The following is a 19,268-nucleotide window of genomic DNA, read 5'->3' as shown; positions in this document are numbered from 1 at the left end:
AATCCTATGGCCGTTCTATCTTTTGAAAATGTTACTATTTTGCAGGATGGTATTCCTACCTTGCAAAATATCAATTTAGAGATGAATGAGGGGGATTTTGCCTATTTAATCGGCAAAACAGGAAGTGGAAAAAGTACACTTTTTCGATCTATTTATGCGGAATTACCCATTGAACTGGGTGTAGCTAAAGTTGCAGGCTATTCATTAAACGATATAAAGCGCAATGACGTCCCTTTTCTACGTCGTAAATTAGGATTCGTTTTTCAAGACTTCCAATTATTAACAGATCGTAACGTTGAAAAGAACCTTTCATTCGTTTTGGAAGCCACAGGACATTCCAATCCAGACGAAATTCGTTTCCGAATAGAGCAAGTTTTAGCTCAAGTAGGCATGTCCAATGCCATTCAAAAACGGGTACATCGACTATCAGGAGGTGAACAACAGCGTATTTGTATCGCTAGAGCTATTTTGAATAATCCCGTTCTATTGTTGGCAGATGAACCTACAGGTCACCTAGATCCCGAAGTATCCTTAGAAATCATGCAATTGTTTAAACAATTGAATCAGCAAGGAACTGCTATATTGATGGCTAGTCATGATTATAATACCATGCGCCAAATTCCAGGTAAATTCTTGAAATGCGAAGGAGGAAATATCTTCCCAGTAGATAATATTTAGAGTTGAAGCATTGCTTCAGTTCTCAGCTTGTTCTCTACTTACCCGTGAGGTATACTACCGGTATAATGCATTCCTCTAGTGAAATCCCTCCATGCTGGAATGTATTTCTGTAATGATTCACATAGTGATTGTAATTGTTTGGATAGGCAAACATGTAATCTTCTTTACTAAACACATAGGTGGTGGATACATTCGGTTTTGGTAAAAACAATTGCTCAGGCCTTCTGGAAACCATCATTTTATTTGTGTTGTCCCAGTTTAAATTTTTACCTTGCTTGTACCGTAAATTGGTATTTGTAGTTCTATCCCCAACTATTTTAATCGGATTTTGCACCCGAATCATTCCATGGTCAGTCGTTATAATGACACGACCTTTCTTATCTGCTATTCTTTTTAATAAGTCAAATAGGGGAGAGTGTAAAAACCAGCTTGCTGTTAAACTCCGATACGCAGATTCATCTGGTGCCAATTCCTTAATCATCGCCATGTCAGTTCTGGCATGTGAAAGCATATCTACAAAATTATAGACAATCACATTCAGGTCATTGGTCAATAACTTACTGAAATTATCGACTAAATTCTTGCCTTGGTATTGATGTATAATCTTATGGTATGATGCTTTTGCATTAATTCTCAATCGCTTCAATTGCTCCTGTAAAAAGAATTCCTCATATTGATTAAAACCTTCCTCATCTTCTGAATCTCCTAAATCAAATATCCATTTATCAGGATAATTTTTTTGTATTTCTAGCGGCATCATACCCGCAAAAATCGCATTTCTAGCATATGCTGTAGTGGTAGGTAGAATGGAATAATAGGTCTCTTCTTGCTCCAATTGGAAGTATTCTTGAATAAATCCTTCCAAAATTTTCCATTGGTCAAAACGTAAATTATCTACTAAAATAAAAAATAGAGGACTTTTCTCCTTCAGTTTCGGAAATACATATTTTCGCATCATTAAATGAGAAAGTATGGGTGTTTCTGAATCAGGCTTTTGGAGCCAGTTTTCATATGAATTCTCAATGAATTTACTAAAATGGACGTTGGCTTCAGATTTTTGACTGCTCAAAACCTCTGCCATCGACTTGTTCTCAGTTTTGTCAATTTCAAGCTCCCAATACAATAATTTTTTATAAATATCTGCCCATTCTTTGGCGCTTAATTGATCCTGATATTGTAAGGATAAAGCCCTAAACTCTTGTTGATAACTGATATTAGTTTTTTCCTCCTCGAGTCTTTTTTTGTCAAAAATACGTTTGACAGAAAGTAGTAATTGATTGGGGTTGAGGGGTTTAATTAAGTAATCAGCAATTTTTGACCCAATCGCATCTTCCATGAGTTCCTCTTCTTCTGATTTAGTAATCATGATGACAGGAAGGTTAGGTCTGATTTGTTTGATGGAAATTAATACTTCTAAACCCGACATGCCCGGCATATTCTCATCTAAAAAAAGTACATCAAATTTCTGCTTCTCCACCAACTCCAAAGCATCCGCACCTGAATTCACAGTAGTCACTTGATAGCCCTTGTTTTCCAGAAAAAGAATATAAGGAGTTAATAAATCAATTTCATCGTCAGCCCAAAGTATCGAATACGTCATATTGCATTATTTTATTCTATTTAACCCATCTCTATGTCAATTATTGTCCATCCAAAAATTTAATTTTTGTTAAATGCTCAATCTAGATTTTGGTCACCTAAAATTAGCTAATTTTGTCTTGCTAATCATTTTTTTCCATGGCTAATACAGAAGCCCCTGTTCGATTTACAGAAAGTGCCAAGGCTAATTTATTGCCTTTGGTCCATGAAGGTAAAATGCCAGAACCATTTATTCGTGTTGGGATGAAAGGAGGGACCTGTGGAGGAACTTACGTTTTGGGATTTGATTCCAAAACGGAGTTTGATGAAGAATATGTGATCGACGAAATTCCTTTACTCATTGATCGTCGTCAATTGCTTTTTGTATTGGGAACAGAAATAGATTTTGAAGCCCGTGCCAATGGTTTTTACTTACATAAACCCGCTACATTATGAAATTTGCCGCCATTGATATCGGTTCTAATGCTGCCCGACTACAAATTTCCAGTGTATTGGAAAACGACGGAGTTATTAGTTTTAAACGTATCGAATATGTACGTTTCGCATTACGTTTAGGTCACGACGTTTTCATTGATGGTGTCATTTCCCCTGACTCTGAAGTTCGAATATTTAAGTTATTACATGCCTACAAATTACTTATGGATTTACATGAGGTAAAGGATTATGCCATTTGCGCCACTTCAGCCATGAGGGAAGCCTCCAATGCCCCTGATATCATTACCCGTATCCATAAAATTTTGGACATGAAGATCAATGTGATTGACGGAAGTAGAGAGGCAGAATTGATCAATGATGTCGTGGTTCAATCCCTTCATCCCAAGAAAAACTACTTACACATTGACGTTGGTGGAGGGTCTACCGAATTGAATATTTACCACAATCGCCAAAAACTTGCCTCCAAATCTTTTAAAATTGGATCTGTTCGTTTATTAGAAGGGAAGGAGAAAGAAGGTGATTGGGAAAAGATGCAAAAGTGGATAACCCAACAAAAAATGGAAATCCCAGGTAAAATGATTGCCGTAGGTACTGGAGGTAACATTAGTAAATTGTATAATATTTCCGAAAAAGTAAACGAATCGAAAATGATGCAATTCAGCGAGTTGCAGCGTATTTCAGACTATGTAGCTTCTTTTACTTATGAAGAGCGTGTACACAAATTACGTTTAAATACTGACCGAGCGGATGTAATTGTTCCAGCAGCATCCATCTATCTTGCCGCCATGAAAACGGCTGAATGCGAGGAAATCTTTGTTCCAGATTTAGGACTTAAGGACGGAATCATACAGTTATTGTATGATCGTTATTTACAAAGGAAAAAGTGAGTTAGTTATTAGGTATTAGAATTTTCACATTTTAATTTTCGCTATTAACTTATACTTAGTAACTAATAATTTACTTCGTGATTTTATACAACAATCCCATCGATAGTATCTGAGAAAACTGCCAATTGGGATCCTGGTCATAATCACGGAATAAAACAGCTTGTACATTAGTGCTTAGGTATTTATTAACTTTCATGGTTAAATTGGCATCAAAACGATGTACAATACCATTGGATACTCCAAATCTGAAATAATCCATTAAAGCAGAATATCGAGCTTTTAAATTAACATTTTCAAAGATGTTTTTGTCGACATTGGCCAAAAACTGGAATACAAACTGATTACGAATGTTGTCTCCAGGTTTTTGTAAACCATATAATCCAGCTCGAGAAATCCGTTCATCCAAAACAAAGGTTTGACGTAAACTGCCTATACCAAATCGAGTATAAAATGCCTTTTGTGGATGATATTCAAAACCCATGGATGTTGTCAAATAGGCAGGGGCAAAAATGGATGAAGTGATGGAATCAACAGGAATACCCGCACTGTTCTTTTTATTGTATTCAAATCCTTGAAAAAATTGAGTTTGAAAGTTGGTAGAACCATAATAATCCCATTTAGGACTTATCCGATAACCCGCTTTAAACTCATAAAAGATGCGATCCACATTTTTACGTAAACTTTGGGTTCTATTTTGTAAAAAACCAACCTGCATTTGTAAATCACTGGCTAAGCGCCAAGAATTATTTTGTACACTCGCCGAATGGTTTAAATACCATCCTGTAGCGAATGTGTTCGTTCCTCCACCTTTCCAATTATCACTAAAGCTTGATTGATTCAGGTTAATCCCTGTCGTAAATTCTTGCTTCCATTTTCTCACCACGCTATCTGGTTTCATCGAGCCCATCGACTGAAAAGCAATAAAAATGCCAGCGAAAATTAGGAGTAAATGGACCTTCATGAGACAAATGTACAAAAATGATTGTTCTACCTTGTGAGCTCTAACGGATTTCCTACCCAAATTTGTACATTTCCTTGAAAAAAATCTTTCGGTTTTAAATGAATCAGGCCATCTAGTGTATTCATGGCATCCGTATTTGCAGTCATTGGCTCTATCGCCACGCATTGCTCATTAGCAGGGGCAAATACAACCAAAAAAGGGAATAATCGACTTGATTGTTGAACGAATAGTGCTCTTTTGAGCTTCGTATCCACTAATTCAGTGACATGTTCCTCTGAGGGATTTAACCGAAATACATGGTCAATCTGGTTGGTTCTAAAGGATAAGCCGTCTTTCATGTCCATTAACTCCTCCTTCATTGGAATCATCTGAGAATCAGATAAAAATCGACTTTTTCCTTGAAAGAATATGTGGTAATCATCTAAATCTGTTCCTGGTATTTGAAAATAAGGATGCCATCCACAAGCAAAAGGCATTTCGCCTTCTCCTGTATTTAGACATTTCATAGATACATCCAATTTCCCATTTTGAAATAGCGTAAACTCCCATTCAAATTGAAATGGGAATGGAAAACCTTCGAAATCACCCGAATATGGATAATAAAGTATCACACGCGCATAGTCTGATGTAATTTCTTGTTTACCTAATTCAAATTTCCTTCTTGCTAAAAATCCATGAATGGCATTACCTAAGGCCTTTTCATTGATCGGCAATTGGTAATTTTTTCCTAAAAAGGAATAATTTCCATTTCTAACTCGGTTAACCCAAGGGCAAAGCAATGCACTAGGATACAAATCATTTTCTGCCATCGAAAATTGACTTTCCTGAGGAATAGCAATAATATTTTCCAGTTTCCCTTGAATGAGTACATGTAAGCTTTTTAAAGCTCCACCTAAATCTTGCAAAATCTCGGCAGATTCACCTGTGTGCTCATTTTTTAACTGAACAACTTGGCCATCGACTGAATCGAAAATGTTTATTTCCATAGTGTTTTTTCTTCGATTCCCATGCCATATAAGGCAAAGTCATATTGCACGGGATCTATTGGATTAAATTGTTTTAAAACTCGAGTTAGGTCTAAGGCTTTCTTCCAATGGGTAGGCCCGGCATTGACCAATCCCAATTTTTCTGCAGTTCTTTGCGAATGTACATCCAATGGGCAAATTAATTGATGAGGCTGAATTTTTGACCAAATACCAAAATCAACTCCTGCTTGATCATTTCTGACCATCCACCTTAAAAACATACATAATCGTTTGCATGCTGAGTTTTTGGAGGGAGCTGATACATGCTTTTTTGTTCTTTGGGGTGCCCACTCTGAATCAAAAAAATAGGTATAAAATCCATTCAATGCTTGTTCTATACTTTCATTTTCGGGATTAAATTCACCTTGGGTAAAAGCTATTTCTAGACTATCATGTTCTTGATAATGCCTTTGAAAAAAGGAAAGAAAGTACAGTGCATCAGTACTATTAAAGGTTCGATGTTTGAATGATTCAAAGCGCTTCAAATCTTGTGATTGATGGTTAAGTACAAAATCATGAGGAGCACCATCCATTAAATCAATCAACTCTCTACCTTTTTGTAATATCGTTTTTCGCTGTCCCCAAGCTAACATGGCGATCCAAAACCCCATTATTTCTATGTCCTGAGGCTTTTTAAACAAATGTGGGATCGAAATAGGGTCGTGTTCAATGAATCTAGGATGATTGAAAAATGCCACTTTCTTATTCAGTAGCTCAGCTAGTTCCTGCTGCATCGTCCTATTTTTTTGAACCAAAGAATGCGATGATTTTGGAAGGTAAAGAGAATATCCAAACTAGGATAGTGACTAGCACCGAAAACACGGCAATGAAAGGGTAGGATAAGATAAAAAATATCTCAAATACGACATTTCCTGCAGTAATAGGTCTTTTACGTTTCGCCATCTTATTGAACTAAATAGCTAATTTCAGCTCGAATACGCTTGTCTACCGCATTTAATCGCTCAAAAGCCTTAGGTGATAATTTGATGATTACCTTATTGTCTGTATTGGGTAATCTTCCAATCACCTTCACCCAGATGCTTTGATTGTTGGCTAAATTTTTGACTAAAACCAATGTACCAATTGGCGCAGATTTATGTAAAGCCAAATACTTGCCAGAATTATCAGGAACGTCAATAAGTTCGGCAATTCCAGTTTCTATGGTCTTGCGAATTCCTTCTTGTGTTGTTGCTCCCTCAGGATTAGCACTAGCAGCCGCTGCAGGATTTTCTTTGGCAGCAGGTAGAGTCATATCAATTTTAGCTTCTGTCGCAGGAATCTTCTCTGTTTTGTTGGGTAGTAAGCTAGACTTATCAATACTAGTAGCCGCACTTGGTTCAGCAATGATTAATCGTTGGCCCTCTTGTAAGCGATCCGAAGTCAGATTATTCCATTTCCGGATTTGAGCCATGGTTACTTGATGCATATTGGCAATGGTCAAAAGACCTTGTCTACGAGCTACAATGTGAATTCCTTTATCCGATTTATTTCCATCTTCCACAACTGTTTTTTCATTCGCCACAGGCGCCACACTAGTTTCATTTGGTTTATCAATGGTTTTAAGAATACTCGGACTTTCCTCTAAATAATGTAAAGGAAGAAATACCAATTCTCCTGTTTTTACTGGAATAGAAATTTCAGGGTTAACTTGTTTGAATTCAGTTAAGGATAAATTATAACGACGAAGTATGGAAAACAAAGACTGTTTTGGCCCTACTTTGAATACGATATAGGTTTTATTATTTTCTTTTTTTAAACCAAGAGAATCTACCGTAATGGCTTTAATCTGTGTGGAAATGACCAAACAAATAAATAGATAAAGTATGGATGATTTAAAATTCATAGATTTTAAGTTGTAGTTTTTGTTGAATAAATAATAGGTGGTTTTGGGAAATTTGAAAGGTATGATATCCCATTAAATCACCTTCCTCCAATAGTTCATGCAGTAAAATTTGGAATTCATGATCGCATACCAAAAGGTAGTTTTTCCAAGCACCATCGTAAAGATAATAAGAAAAAACTAGCTTATCCTTGCCCTCCCAATAATCCAAACCCTTTGCAATCTGTAAACTGAATTTTAGACTAAAAAATTGTTTAAAGGCATTAAATTGTTCCTGACTTTCCTCTATATGATGTGGACTTTCATAGGGAAAACTAGTTAAATCGGGTGATTCTTTTTGTTGTTCTAGAATTTTTCCAGAATCAACATCCATCAATAAAACCGAATTTCCTTGTTGGATGATGAGTTGGTCTTCTGTCAAATCTTTCGCTTGTTGGCTTTCTATGGCATATTGGCGTTTCCCATTTTGTAATTCATAAGCCTCAATGGCTTCAATTCCGGGATTTTTTCCAGATTGCAAACGAACAAATAAGCCTAATTTTTCTCTACCTTTTAACCATTGCAAATGGCTATGATGTGAAGGAACCGGTGAAATAATGTTGATTTCATTGTTTCCAAATTCATAGGAATACCAATTTCCTTGCGAAGCATCTTTCGCTTCAATCCAAAGCTTAGGTGCATCTTTTGACCCCCAATAGCCAAGGCTCCAGATTTGTTGCGGAAAACGGTAATGGAATTTTTTTTTCAAGTCGGACGAAAGGTTTCTAGGCAAATAATGTGCAAATTTGGCAATATTCTATCAATTAACGTACATCTGAATATGATGCAAGGCAAAAAAGTCGTAGCAGTAATCCCAGCCCGGTATGCTTCTACTCGCTTTCCAGGAAAACCACTGGTTGATTTGGGAGGAAAACCCATGATCCAGCGAACATATGATCAAGTGGCCTCGGTTCCGGGATGGGAACGTATCATCATTGCCACAGACGATGAACGTATTTTTTCTGTCGCTAAGAAATTTGGTGCGGAAGTCATGATGACCGATTCAGCTCATCAATCAGGAACTGACCGCTGTGCAGAAATATTAGGGTATTTGGATAGCCAAGTAGATTACCTAGTCAATATTCAAGGAGATGAACCTTTCATTAATCCAGATCAATTACTAGAACTAAGCTCTGGTTTTGAAAGCAATGCCCCCATATTAACCTTAGTCAAAGAGATTCATGATGAACTAACTTTGTTCAACACGAATGTACCCAAGGTTGTCATGGATGACCAACATAATGCCTTGTATTTTTCGCGTCAAACCATACCTTATTTACGTGGAGTAGCCACTGAAGACTGGTTTGATCATCACCACTTTTTTAAGCATATTGGATTGTATGCCTATCGGGCAGACATATTGCCAATCTTAAGTCAATTGCCTGTTTCTAGTTTAGAAAAGGCAGAAATGCTAGAACAACTGCGTTGGCTGCAACATGGTTTCCAAATTAAGCTAATCGAAACTCAACATGAAACTGTTGGAATAGATAGCCCCTCAGATTTGGAAAAAATTAAGAAATTAGGCTTCCTTTAGATTAATTTCCCTTTATCTAAACCTGCAAAAGGTGTATCTTTATCAGATTTTTATGTGATTATTCGAATTTTTGTACGATTCGGAGAAGGTTTATATCTATATGCAGAAACAAAATATTTTGGATCGATTGAAAGATCGAATCTTGGTGCTAGATGGTGCCATGGGTTCTTTAATTCAACAATATCAATTAACAGATGCTGATTATCGTGGAGAAAGGTTCAAAGACTTTCCTCATGAAGTAAAGGGTAATAATGACTTATTATCCATTACCAGGCCGGATGTTATCAAAGAAATACATGCTAAATATTTTGAAGCAGGAGCAGATATTGCGGAGACTAATACATTCTCTGGCACTTCCATTGCCATGGCAGATTACCACATGGAGGATTTGGTGTATGAATTAAACTTTGAATCCGCCAAAATTGCCAAAGAAGTTGCCGATGAGTTTAGCTCAAAAAATCCAGATCAACCACGTTATGTGGCTGGTTCCATTGGCCCTACCAACCGTACCTTATCTTTATCCCCAGATGTCAATGATCCTGGTTTTAGAGCCGTTTCATTCGATGAATTAGTTGAAGCCTACCAAGAACAAGTAAAAGGTTTAGTAGATGGAGGTGTTGATTTGCTATTAGTCGAAACCGTATTTGATACCTTAAATGCCAAAGCAGCATTATTTGCAATAGATCAATATTTCCAACAACATCCTGATAAGCCTTATTTACCAGTCATGGTATCAGGTACTATTACCGATGCTTCAGGAAGAACTCTTTCTGGTCAAACTACCGAGGCATTCTTGACATCCATTGCGCACATGCCTTTGTTGTCAGTAGGATTAAACTGTGCCCTTGGAGCAGATTTAATGCGCCCATACATTAAGACGCTTTCTGATAAATCACCCTTTTTAGTTTCGGCTCACCCCAATGCGGGTTTGCCTAATGAAATGGGGGAATATGACCAAAGTCCAGAACAAATGGCGGCGGTGATTGAAGATTATTTACAAAATGGCTTTATCAATATCATTGGCGGGTGCTGTGGAACTACTCCGGATCACATTCGTTTAATTGCTGAAACAGCCGCAAAATACCCTCCTCATCAATTACCAACTAATAATCCAAACCAAAAACTATCTGGTTTGGAACCTTTGGAGATTACTGAATTAACCAATTTTGTTAACATCGGTGAGCGCTGTAATGTGACAGGTTCTAAGAAATTTGCTCGTTTAATCCGGGAAGAAAATTTTGAAGAAGCGATCGCGATTGCGAGAGAACAAGTGGATGGAGGTGCTCAAATATTGGATGTCAACTTAGATGAAGGGATGATTGATGGTGTCAAAATGATGCCACAATTCTTGAATTTATTGATGTCCGAACCGGATATTTCTCGTTTGCCTATCATGATTGACTCTTCCAAATGGGAAGTTATAGAAGCCGGTTTGAAATGTGTTCAAGGTAAATCCGTGGTGAATTCAATTTCTTTAAAAGAAGGAGAGGAGCGGTTTATTGAATTAGCTAGAAAAGTGAAAAGATACGGTGCATCCGTAGTGGTTATGGCCTTTGATGAGCAAGGTCAAGCGGATTCATATCAACGCAGAATAGAAATTTGTCAAAGAGCCTATGATATTTTAGTCAATGTGGTTGCATTCCCTCCACAGGACATCATCTTTGATCCGAATATTCTGACAGTAGCCACGGGAATGGAAGAGCATAATAATTATGCTAATGATTTCATTCAAGCTACTGCCTGGATAAAGAAAAATCTTCCCTATGCCAAAGTGTCGGGTGGGGTTTCCAATATTTCATTTTCATTCCGTGGAAATGAAGTAGTAAGAGAAGCTATGCACACGGTATTTTTATATTATGCTATTCAGGCAGGTATGGATATGGGTATTGTAAATGCCAGCCAATTAGGTGTTTATGATGAAATTTCTCAGCCATTGCGGGATTTGTGTGAAGACGTACTTCTCAACAGAAATCCAGATGCTACTGAGAAATTAGTAGCTTTTGCTGATACAGTTAAGTCTTCAGGAAAAGAACAAGTTATCGACGATGCTTGGAGAAAATTGCCTGTGAATAAACGCCTTGAACACGCGTTAATCAAGGGTTTAACTGAGTTTATTGATGAAGATACAGAAGAAGCGCGAAAGTTAGTAGAACGTCCAATTCAGGTGATTGAAGGTCCTTTGATGGACGGAATGAATGTGGTGGGAGATTTGTTTGGTGCTGGAAAAATGTTCTTACCTCAAGTGGTTAAATCTGCCCGTGTGATGAAAAAAGCGGTTGCTTATTTATTGCCATACATTGAAGCAGAAAAACAAGTTGGGGAGAGCTCTTCAGCTGGGAAAATATTGTTGGCAACTGTTAAGGGCGACGTTCATGATATTGGAAAGAATATTGTTGGAGTAGTTTTAGCGTGTAATAACTATGAAGTGATAGACCTGGGTGTTATGGTGTCTTGTGATAAGATTTTGGCTGCTGCCAAAGAACATCAAGTTGATATCGTGGGACTATCTGGATTAATTACGCCTAGCTTAGATGAAATGGTCTATGTAGCCAAAGAAATGAAGCGCATGGGCTTTACCATTCCATTGTTGATTGGAGGAGCCACGACCTCTCGTTTGCATACTGCTGTCAAAATAGATCCACATTACGATGGTCCTGTTATTCACGTGTTGGATGCATCTAGGTCTGTACCTGTGGCGGGTCGATTATTGCAGAGTGAATTATCTCAAAAGGAAATATTCAACGAAATCAAGGAGGAATATGCTCAAATTCGAGTGCAACATGCTGCGCGTCAACAAGAGAAAAACTATTTGACGATAGATCAAGCAAGGCAAAAATCAAGAGGTATTGATTGGGCTGATTTTCAAGCTCATCAACCTACTTTCTTGGGAGTAAAATATTTTGAAGATTATTCATTGGCTGAAATCGCTAAATACATCGACTGGACCCCATTCTTTGCCACATGGCAGTTGAGCGGTAAATACCCCCGTATTTTTGATGATGCAGTAGTTGGTCATGAAGCCAAGAAATTATTCCAAGACGCACAGGATTTACTCGCAGAAATAATACGAGATAAGTCTCTGCAAGCCAAAGCTGCATTAGGATTTTTCCCAGCGAATGCTTTTGGTGATGATATCATTTTACATGACTTTGCCGTCAATGAAAATAAAGTGGCATGTGAAAAGCATGGTGAGCATATCCATGTTCAATATGAGATTCAAAAAAAGGATTCAAGCTCGGATTCAAGTCAATGGTTGCATCATTTGCGTCAACAAAATGTCAAAGCTGCAAATTTGGCAAACCACTGTTTAAGTGACTTTGTGGCTCCATTAGAAACAGGATTAACTGATTATGTAGGAGCTTTTGCTGTTACAGCAGGTATTGGAATTGAAGCCCTATTGGATAAATACGATAAGGCACATGACGATTATAATTCCATCATGGTTAAGGCCCTTGCGGATCGTTTGGCAGAGGCATTTGCTGAATTATTACATGAAAGAGTACGTAAGGAATTCTGGGGATATGAGCGTGATGAGGATTTGTCCAATGAAGATTTAATCGCTGAGAAGTACACGGGTATTCGACCTGCTCCGGGTTATCCAGCTTGTCCAGACCATACTGAAAAGAAAAGACTATTCGAATTATTGGATGCGGAAGATAAAATAGGGATAAAATTGACAGAGAGTTATGCCATGTATCCTGCCTCATCTGTTTCAGGATTTTACTTTTCTCACCCTAAATCCACGTATTATGGTTTAGGTAAAATTACTAAAGATCAAATTGAGGATTATGCTCAGCGTAAGCAGATGCCAGTCGAGGAGATTGAACGTTGGTTAAGTCCAGTTTTAAATTACGATGTTTAATATATGACTAAAATTACCGAGTATTTTAAGAATTCTGGAGGCAAAACCTTATTTTCCATTGAGATCATTCCACCCGTAAAAGGTCAACACTTGGGGGAATTAATGGGACATATAGAACCATTGATGGAATTTAAGCCACCTTTTATTGAGGTAACCTACCATCGCGAAGAATTCATTGAAAAAGAAGTAAATGGAGAAATAAAGCGAATACCTATCAGGAAACGTCCTGGTACCTTAGGTATTTGTGCCGCTTTGATGCAAAAATTCAAAGTAGAAGCAGTTCCTCATGTTATTTGTGGTGGATTTACTCATGAAGAAACAGAAGATTTTTTGATCGATTTACACTACCTAGGAATCGAAAATGTGCTTGCCTTACGCGGTGATCAAGAAAAAGGGGAAGATCGATTTATTCCGAAATCGGGCGGACATGCCTATGCCAATGAATTGGTAGAACAGATTAGTCGGATGAATAAGGGACATTTATTGTACGAAGAGACAGAGTCCTTTCCAACGAATTTTTGTGTCGGAGTAGCGGCATATCCTGAAAAACATTTTGAAGCGGTTTCTTTAGAAACAGATTTACACTATTTAAAACAAAAAGTGGATGCTGGCGCTGATTATGTAGTAACTCAAATGTTTTTTGATAATCAAAAATACTTTGATTTCGTCAAGGCATGTAGGGCTATCGGCATTCAAGTTCCTATTATTCCAGGTATTAAACCTTTAGCGACAGCCAAACAATTAGAGGTTTTGCCAGCCATTTTTCACTTGGAAATTCCGCAGGAATTATCTTCGGCCGTATTATCGGCCTCTAATGCTGCAGGAATTAAACAAGCAGGAATTGAATGGGCTATCCAACAAGGTAAAGAATTGATTCAAGCTGGTGTTCCCGCTTTGCACTTTTATACCATGAGCAAATCAGATAGTGTCCGATCCATTGCATCGGCGTTATTCTAGTAAAAAGGAGCGAATTAGAATCGCTCCTTTTTTATTTACATGGCTGCACTAGATTCTTCTAATTTAACATGTTTCCAGTTTTCACCAGAACGAATACGGTTTAGCTGAGTATGCGTAATGCCAAATTGTTTAGCGATCATTTTGAATCGACTCTTCTCCGATTTTAGCATCTTTTTGATCATCAACACTTTGCTTTCCGTCAGTTTGTAATTTTTCGTTCTTTTCGGAATCTGTCGATTAATTACACTCGGATTGTTCTTGTTGTGAGCAGTGACTAGACTTCGATTTCCCCAAGCTAAATTTTCAGCTCGGTTATTCATTTTGTCATGATCTAAGTGCAACACAAAATTGTCCGATTCGTCTTTTTTGTTGACAAAACATTCAGCCACTAATTTATGGATGTACCGATTAGCAGATTTTTGTTGAAATCGAATATTGAGAGATCGATACCCCTGAATCATAGAACCTTGTATTAAATCGCCTTCCGGATTGTTTTGAAAGCTTTTTACACGGCCATAATTAGAGATTTCATAATGAATTTGGTTGTCAAATTCAGGGAATGGAATGCGCTTCCATTGCTCATTCCAATAGTTTTTTAAGGCGGTCATAGTATTAATTGTACGTATTATAGAACGGTAGTAATTGCAATTTAATTATATTCCTTGAATTGCAAAAGTTTAGCTCAAAACGAAAAAGAATAATTAATATTGTTAATTATTAATTCTCTTTAATTATATGAAAGTATTAGTTTACGGTGCCTCAACAAATCCTCAACGATATGCCTATTTAGCCGCTCATCTATTGCACCAAAAAGGGCATGAAATAGTACTAGTGGGAATTAAAAAAGGAGAGTTATTAGGGGCAACCATTCATCCCAATGATTGGGTAGAAGAGAATATTGATACGGTTACCTTGTATGTTGGCCCACAAAATCAAGAAGGCTTATTGGAATATCTTAAAAAAATACATCCAAGAAGGGTGATTTTTAACCCTGGAACCGAAAATGAAATACTGAAGAGGAACCTGGAAGAGGAGGGGATAGAGACAGATGAATCCTGTACCTTGGTATTATTGCAAACGGGGCAATTTTAAAAGGAATCTGTTGGGTCATATTCAACAGATTCCCTTTTTATTTATATAGCTTTCAATACGAAGTCAAATTCCTCCATAATTAAATTTGCTAATAATTTTTTGCAAGCATTCGTAACGATATCATTAGCTTCAGCCTCAGAACTAGCTTCAATTTGTAACTGAATATGTTTACCAATACGCACATCGGCTACCTGATGTATATCTAAGTTTTGTAAACCGATACGCACAGCTTTACCTTGAGGATCAAGGATTTCTTTTTGAGGCATTACATTAATTTCAGCTAAAAATTTCATTTTTTTTGGGTATTAAGTATGTAAAGAACTCCTGAAAGGAGGATATAGGATGCTACTAACAGTGGCAATGCTACAAATTTAAGGAAAATCAGTCCAGCAACACAAAAAACTAGGAAAATGAATTTAATTTGATTGCTTTTCCAATCCCAAGTTTTAAACTTAAAGGCCATTAAGGGCAATTCACACACGAGTAAATAACTCATGATAACGGAATAAATCAACAAGCCTTTAAAATTAAGTATGTATTCGCTATACTCAGGTTGAAATTCCAGAATGAGGGGCAAGGCAGCAATTACAATGCCGTTGGCGGGTGTCGGCACACCAATAAACTGATCACTTTGACGAGTGTCTACATTAAATTTAGCCAAACGATAGGCGGAAAATATAGCCAATGAAAAAACGATAAAAGGTTTATAAAATCCGAAAAGGCCGATAGAGCATTGGGTGCCACAACTTGCCTCTACCAAATGAAATAACATAAATGTTGGTAGCACACCGAAAGAAACCATATCTGCCAAGGAATCCAATTCCTTTCCTAGTTCAGAATAGGCATGTAATAATCGAGCTAAAAAACCATCTAAAAAGTCAAAAATTAGTGAAATTACGATGCAATAAGAGGCCCATAAAACATGTCCTTGCATAACAAAATAGATACCAAAACAGCCTGACAATAAATTGCCTAAGGTTAAGGTATTCGGGATTTCTTTTTTTATCGACATCTTATGCTTTAACAAATGGATTTTGAATTTTTTCTATGCCTATTGTAGTACTCCCTCCATGTCCAGGAAAAACTTCCGTTTCTTCTGGTAAAACATACAATTGATTCTGAATGCTATTCACCAAATCTGCATGATTGCAGAAGGGGAAATCTGTCCTGCCAATGCTTCTTCTAAACAAAACATCTCCATCGATGAGCCAGCCTTGTTCTTCTAAATAAAAGGCAACATGCCCTGGCGCATGCCCAGGAACAAACAAAACTTTCATGTTCATTTCTCCAATTTCAATAACCTCATCGTCTTCCAAAAAGCGGTCTACTTCCACTGATTGAAAAGCAGGAAAGCCATAAACTGCTGCCCGATTAGCCGCATCATTTAATAAAGGCAAATCTTTGGGATGTAAGGCAAATGGTACTTTAAAATGTTCCTTGATATAATGTACTCCTAATACATGGTCTATATGAGCATGGGTATTGAGGCAATATTTCAATTGAATGTTTTTGGATAAAATGAAGTCCGTAATTGTTTTTCTTTCCTCGTAATTATGACAACCTGGATCAAATATGACTCCATTGCCAGCATCATCCCAGAGTAGATAGGTGTTTTCTTGAAATGGATTACATGTAAAAACTTCTTTATATACCACGAATGATCTGTTTTGTATGCAAATTACTTATTTCCTGTAAATTGATGTTGACCTAATAAGAATAAGCAAGGTTTTTTATGCAAATCTGGAAGTGTTTTTGCCCAAGCCTCTACGGTTTTTGTCTGGATAAAGCCTGTTTCTGCTTGGATATCACAACCGATACATATTAATTGTTGCTTAGGACAAATCTGAATTAAATCAGCCAACAATGCATTATTCCGATATGGAGTTTCGATGAATAATTGGGTTTGTCCTGATTTCTCAACTTCCTTTTGTAATTGTTCAATTCTTTTGATTCTAGCGGTCTTATCAATGGGTAAATAACCATGAAAGCAAAAGCTTTGTCCGGAGAATCCTGAACCCATTAAGGCCAAAAGGATGGAGGAGGGGCCAACCAATGCAATTACTTCAATTTGTAATTTATGCGCAATGGAAACTGCTAAAGCACCAGGATCAGCAATTCCTGGACAACCTGCCTCGGAAATGATACCAATGGAATGATCTGCTTGAGCTTGAGTCTGTATGAATTTTTCAATACTACTAGTTTCACTATCCTTATCCAATACTTCAAAAACCAATTCCTCTATTTGAATGCCTAATTTTAACTCACTGACGAATCGTCGAGCCGTGCGTACATTTTCTACTAAAAAATGTTTACATGTTAATACAGCTTGGATAACTTCAGGAGTGATAACTTTGGAAGCAGTATTTTCAGCAATCGGACAAGGAATCAAATAAATTTTCATAAAATACTGCGCAAGGCGTCAACAAAAGCTTCTGGTTGATCTGCTTGAACCCAATGGCCAGCATTCGGTATTTCAATCAGTTCAAAGTTGGGGAAAATTTCTGCAATATAACGTTCATCTTCTGGTTGGATGTAATGAGATTCCGCTCCTTTGATGAAATAGGCGGGTAGATTCACAGAATGTTTAACCCACAATTCATGTCCAACTACATCTATGTTCTTGGTAATTACTTTAACATTAATTCTCCAAGCAAACTCCTGCTGATCATTTCGATACAGATTTTTTAGTAAAAATTGACGAACGCCTTCTTTCTCTTCAAATCGCTTTAAATGTTCATTGGCATCAGTTCTACTGGCCAAATGTTTTAAATCTAGACTATTTAAGCCTTCCAATATGGCCGTATGATGTACCGGATAGAATTTAGGAGCAATGTCTACCACAACCATCTTTTGGGCTATATCAGGATGATTTAAGGCAAACTGCATCACCACTTTACCACCCATGGAATGACCAATGATGATGGGTTTATCCAAAGAGTGTTCTTGAATAAATTCCAATAAATCCTCTGACATGACTTGGTAATCAAATTCATCTGACCATGGAGATTGACCATGATTTCTCTGATCTACCAAGTACACTTGGAATTTGTCTGAAAGTACTTTGGCAATGCCTAACCAGTTGTCGGATGAACCAAATATACCATGTAATATAATGATGGCAGGTCCTTGTTCTCCTACTTTTCGGAAGTATAGTTTCATTTATTTGATATAAATAGCTTTTTCTTTTTGTGCAATCGTTTTACCTATTACCTGTAGGCTAAAACCTTGTGTCTCTGCAAATGATTCGAATTCGGTTTGTGAATTTGCATCAACGGCTATTAACAAACCTCCAGAAGTTTGTGGGTCAGCACCAATGAGCTGTTGAATTTCAGAAATACTTTCTTCTACTCGATGTCCATAACTAGCCCAATTTCTAGATGTACCTCCTGGGAAACATTTTTGTTCCAAATAATGACCAATCTGAGGTAGAGTAGGTATTTTATCAAAAAACAATTGGGCGCTCACTCCAGATCCATCACACATTTCCACTAAATGACCCAATAATCCAAATCCGGTAACATCAGTCAACGATTTGACATAGGCCAATGGCCCAAGTTTTTCACCAAATTGATTCAGCGTGCTCATTTGTTTTACAGCTAAAGCTAAATCTTCTGGACTAACGATCCCTCTTTTTTGAGCCGTAGATAAAATACCAACCCCTAATGGCTTGGTTAAATACAATAAGCAATCTTCACTTGCCTGATCATTTTGTTTTAAATGTTCTTTTTTCACTTTACCCGTTACGGCTAAACCAAAAATGGGTTCAGGAGAATCAATGGAGTGACCACCAGCTAAAGGAATACCAGCTTCAGCACATGCCGCTCGCCCACCTTCCAACACCTTTTTAGCAATTTCTGGAGCTAGTTTGTCAATTGGCCAACCTAAAATGGCGATTGCCATCAATGGAGAACCACCCATTGCATATATATCTGATATGGCATTGGTGGCAGCTATTTTTCCAAAGTCAAAAGGATCATCGACAATGGGCATGAAAAAATCTGTCGTGGAAATAACTGCTTCTCCATTTTGCCAATCAAAGACAGCAGCATCATCCCGACTTTCATTTCCTACTAAAAGTAATGGATGATTTTTTTTAGGGGTATCGGTATGTAAAATTTGGTCTAAAATTTGAGGTGAAATTTTACAACCACAGCCGGCTCCATGAGAAAAGGAAGTTAATTTAATGCTAGTATCCAAAGTCGAATAATTTAATTGAAGAGTACAAAAATATTCTTTAAATAATTAAAAATTAAGTTTGTGTTAAGATTTAAGCCAAAATAGTACATTTAGATGAGCTTATTCGTTTAAATAATTACAGAAAATGCTTTATAAGTTCTAATTATCAGTTGATTAGTGCAA

At 37.2% G+C, this 19,268-nt stretch carries 21 protein-coding genes; 7 read left to right on the top strand and 14 right to left on the bottom strand.

From position 1 onward, the window contains the following. Positions 1-6: 6 nt before the first annotated feature. Positions 7-678: a cell division ATP-binding protein FtsE gene (locus G9H60_RS11540; RefSeq protein ID WP_223144210.1), complete on the top strand. Its 672-nt coding sequence runs from the start codon at positions 7-9 to the stop codon at positions 676-678. A gap of 34 nt (positions 679-712) precedes the next feature. Here G9H60_RS11540 and porX read toward each other — a convergent pair whose 3' ends face one another. Beyond that, the gene (porX, locus tag G9H60_RS11535; RefSeq protein ID WP_223144209.1) at positions 713-2,278 is read right to left on the bottom strand and encodes a T9SS response regulator signal transducer PorX; all 1,566 of its coding nucleotides are present in this window, start codon (positions 2,276-2,278) and stop codon (positions 713-715) included. A gap of 137 nt (positions 2,279-2,415) precedes the next feature. Here porX and G9H60_RS11530 point away from each other — a divergent pair, with 137 nt between their 5' ends. Both G9H60_RS11530 and G9H60_RS11525 read left to right on the top strand, forming a co-directional pair. After that, a complete protein-coding gene (locus G9H60_RS11530) occupies positions 2,416-2,712 on the top strand; it encodes a HesB/IscA family protein (RefSeq protein WP_223144208.1) in 297 nt (98 codons plus the stop codon). Beyond that, positions 2,709-3,599 (top strand): Ppx/GppA phosphatase family protein, encoded by an 891-nt coding sequence (locus tag G9H60_RS11525; protein ID WP_223144207.1) that lies wholly within the window; start codon positions 2,709-2,711, stop codon positions 3,597-3,599. The genes G9H60_RS11530 and G9H60_RS11525 overlap by 4 nt, the downstream gene beginning before the upstream one ends. Positions 3,600-3,669: 70 nt before the next feature. Here G9H60_RS11525 and G9H60_RS11520 read toward each other — a convergent pair whose 3' ends face one another. The 6 genes from G9H60_RS11520 to G9H60_RS11495 form a co-directional block, all read right to left on the bottom strand. Next, a complete protein-coding gene (locus G9H60_RS11520) occupies positions 3,670-4,497 on the bottom strand; it encodes a DUF3078 domain-containing protein (RefSeq protein ID WP_223144206.1) in 828 nt (275 codons plus the stop codon). A gap of 89 nt (positions 4,498-4,586) precedes the next feature. Then, a complete protein-coding gene (locus tag G9H60_RS11515; protein WP_223144205.1) occupies positions 4,587-5,546 on the bottom strand; it encodes an aldose 1-epimerase in 960 nt (319 codons plus the stop codon). Then, positions 5,537-6,319 carry a TIGR02757 family protein gene (locus G9H60_RS11510; protein ID WP_223144204.1) on the bottom strand — a complete coding sequence of 261 codons (783 nt, stop codon included), beginning with the start codon at positions 6,317-6,319 and terminating at the stop codon, positions 5,537-5,539. The genes G9H60_RS11515 and G9H60_RS11510 overlap by 10 nt, the downstream gene beginning before the upstream one ends. A 4-nt stretch (positions 6,320-6,323) precedes the next feature. Then, complete coding sequence (locus G9H60_RS11505) at positions 6,324-6,488, bottom strand: hypothetical protein (protein WP_223144203.1); 165 nt, start codon at positions 6,486-6,488, stop codon at positions 6,324-6,326. Position 6,489: 1 nt separating this feature from the next. Next, positions 6,490-7,428 carry a septal ring lytic transglycosylase RlpA family protein gene (locus G9H60_RS11500; RefSeq protein WP_223144202.1) on the bottom strand — a complete coding sequence of 313 codons (939 nt, stop codon included), beginning with the start codon at positions 7,426-7,428 and terminating at the stop codon, positions 6,490-6,492. Next, entirely contained in the window at positions 7,418-8,173 is a 756-nt protein-coding gene (locus G9H60_RS11495) for a hypothetical protein (RefSeq protein ID WP_223144201.1), read from the bottom strand. Before G9H60_RS11495 ends, G9H60_RS11500 begins: the two co-directional genes overlap by 11 nt. Positions 8,174-8,245: 72 nt before the next feature. Here G9H60_RS11495 and kdsB point away from each other — a divergent pair, with 72 nt between their 5' ends. The 3 genes from kdsB to metF all read left to right on the top strand — a co-directional run bounded on the left by kdsB (position 8,246) and on the right by metF (position 13,817). Continuing rightward, positions 8,246-8,998: a 3-deoxy-manno-octulosonate cytidylyltransferase gene (kdsB, locus tag G9H60_RS11490; protein WP_262900027.1), complete on the top strand. Its 753-nt coding sequence runs from the start codon at positions 8,246-8,248 to the stop codon at positions 8,996-8,998. Positions 8,999-9,098: 100 nt separating this feature from the next. Continuing rightward, on the top strand, positions 9,099-12,860 hold the full coding sequence (gene metH, locus G9H60_RS11485; protein ID WP_223144200.1) for a methionine synthase: 3,762 nt from the start codon (positions 9,099-9,101) through the stop codon (positions 12,858-12,860). A 3-nt stretch (positions 12,861-12,863) separates the two neighbouring features. Beyond that, the gene (gene metF, locus G9H60_RS11480) at positions 12,864-13,817 is read left to right on the top strand and encodes a methylenetetrahydrofolate reductase [NAD(P)H] (protein WP_223144199.1); all 954 of its coding nucleotides are present in this window, start codon (positions 12,864-12,866) and stop codon (positions 13,815-13,817) included. A gap of 35 nt (positions 13,818-13,852) precedes the next feature. Here metF and G9H60_RS11475 read toward each other — a convergent pair whose 3' ends face one another. Further along, positions 13,853-14,425 carry an NUMOD4 domain-containing protein gene (locus G9H60_RS11475; RefSeq protein ID WP_223144198.1) on the bottom strand — a complete coding sequence of 191 codons (573 nt, stop codon included), beginning with the start codon at positions 14,423-14,425 and terminating at the stop codon, positions 13,853-13,855. A gap of 127 nt (positions 14,426-14,552) precedes the next feature. On the opposite strand from G9H60_RS11475, the gene G9H60_RS11470 reads away from it, so the two are divergent. Then, complete coding sequence (locus tag G9H60_RS11470; protein WP_223144197.1) at positions 14,553-14,909, top strand: CoA-binding protein; 357 nt, start codon at positions 14,553-14,555, stop codon at positions 14,907-14,909. Positions 14,910-14,950: 41 nt separating this feature from the next. On the opposite strand, the gene purS is transcribed toward G9H60_RS11470, so the two are convergent. Genes purS through selD form a run of 6 tightly spaced genes read right to left on the bottom strand, consistent with a single transcriptional unit; the run spans position 14,951 to position 19,106 of the window. Next, positions 14,951-15,202, bottom strand: coding sequence for a phosphoribosylformylglycinamidine synthase subunit PurS (gene purS, locus G9H60_RS11465; protein ID WP_109323245.1), 252 nt, complete (start codon positions 15,200-15,202; stop codon positions 14,951-14,953). Beyond that, positions 15,199-15,921, bottom strand: a complete 723-nt coding sequence (gene pssA, locus G9H60_RS11460) for a CDP-diacylglycerol--serine O-phosphatidyltransferase (protein ID WP_223144196.1) — start codon at positions 15,919-15,921, stop codon at positions 15,199-15,201. Before pssA ends, purS begins: the two co-directional genes overlap by 4 nt. Position 15,922: 1 nt before the next feature. Next, positions 15,923-16,564, bottom strand: coding sequence for an MBL fold metallo-hydrolase (locus G9H60_RS11455; protein ID WP_223144195.1), 642 nt, complete (start codon positions 16,562-16,564; stop codon positions 15,923-15,925). Positions 16,565-16,587: 23 nt separating this feature from the next. Further along, positions 16,588-17,310: an SAM-dependent methyltransferase gene (locus G9H60_RS11450; RefSeq protein WP_223144194.1), complete on the bottom strand. Its 723-nt coding sequence runs from the start codon at positions 17,308-17,310 to the stop codon at positions 16,588-16,590. Continuing rightward, positions 17,307-18,068, bottom strand: a complete 762-nt coding sequence (locus G9H60_RS11445; RefSeq protein WP_223144193.1) for an alpha/beta fold hydrolase — start codon at positions 18,066-18,068, stop codon at positions 17,307-17,309. Before G9H60_RS11445 ends, G9H60_RS11450 begins: the two co-directional genes overlap by 4 nt. Next, the gene (selD, locus tag G9H60_RS11440; RefSeq protein WP_223144192.1) at positions 18,069-19,106 is read right to left on the bottom strand and encodes a selenide, water dikinase SelD; all 1,038 of its coding nucleotides are present in this window, start codon (positions 19,104-19,106) and stop codon (positions 18,069-18,071) included. Between the last annotated feature and the right edge of the window lie 162 nt (positions 19,107-19,268).

Origin of the sequence: Aquirufa aurantiipilula, assembly GCF_019923745.1 — a bacterium.
GTDB lineage: Bacteria > Bacteroidota > Bacteroidia > Cytophagales > Spirosomataceae > Aquirufa > Aquirufa aurantiipilula.
This window is presented reverse-complemented; position numbering and strand designations above follow the sequence as displayed.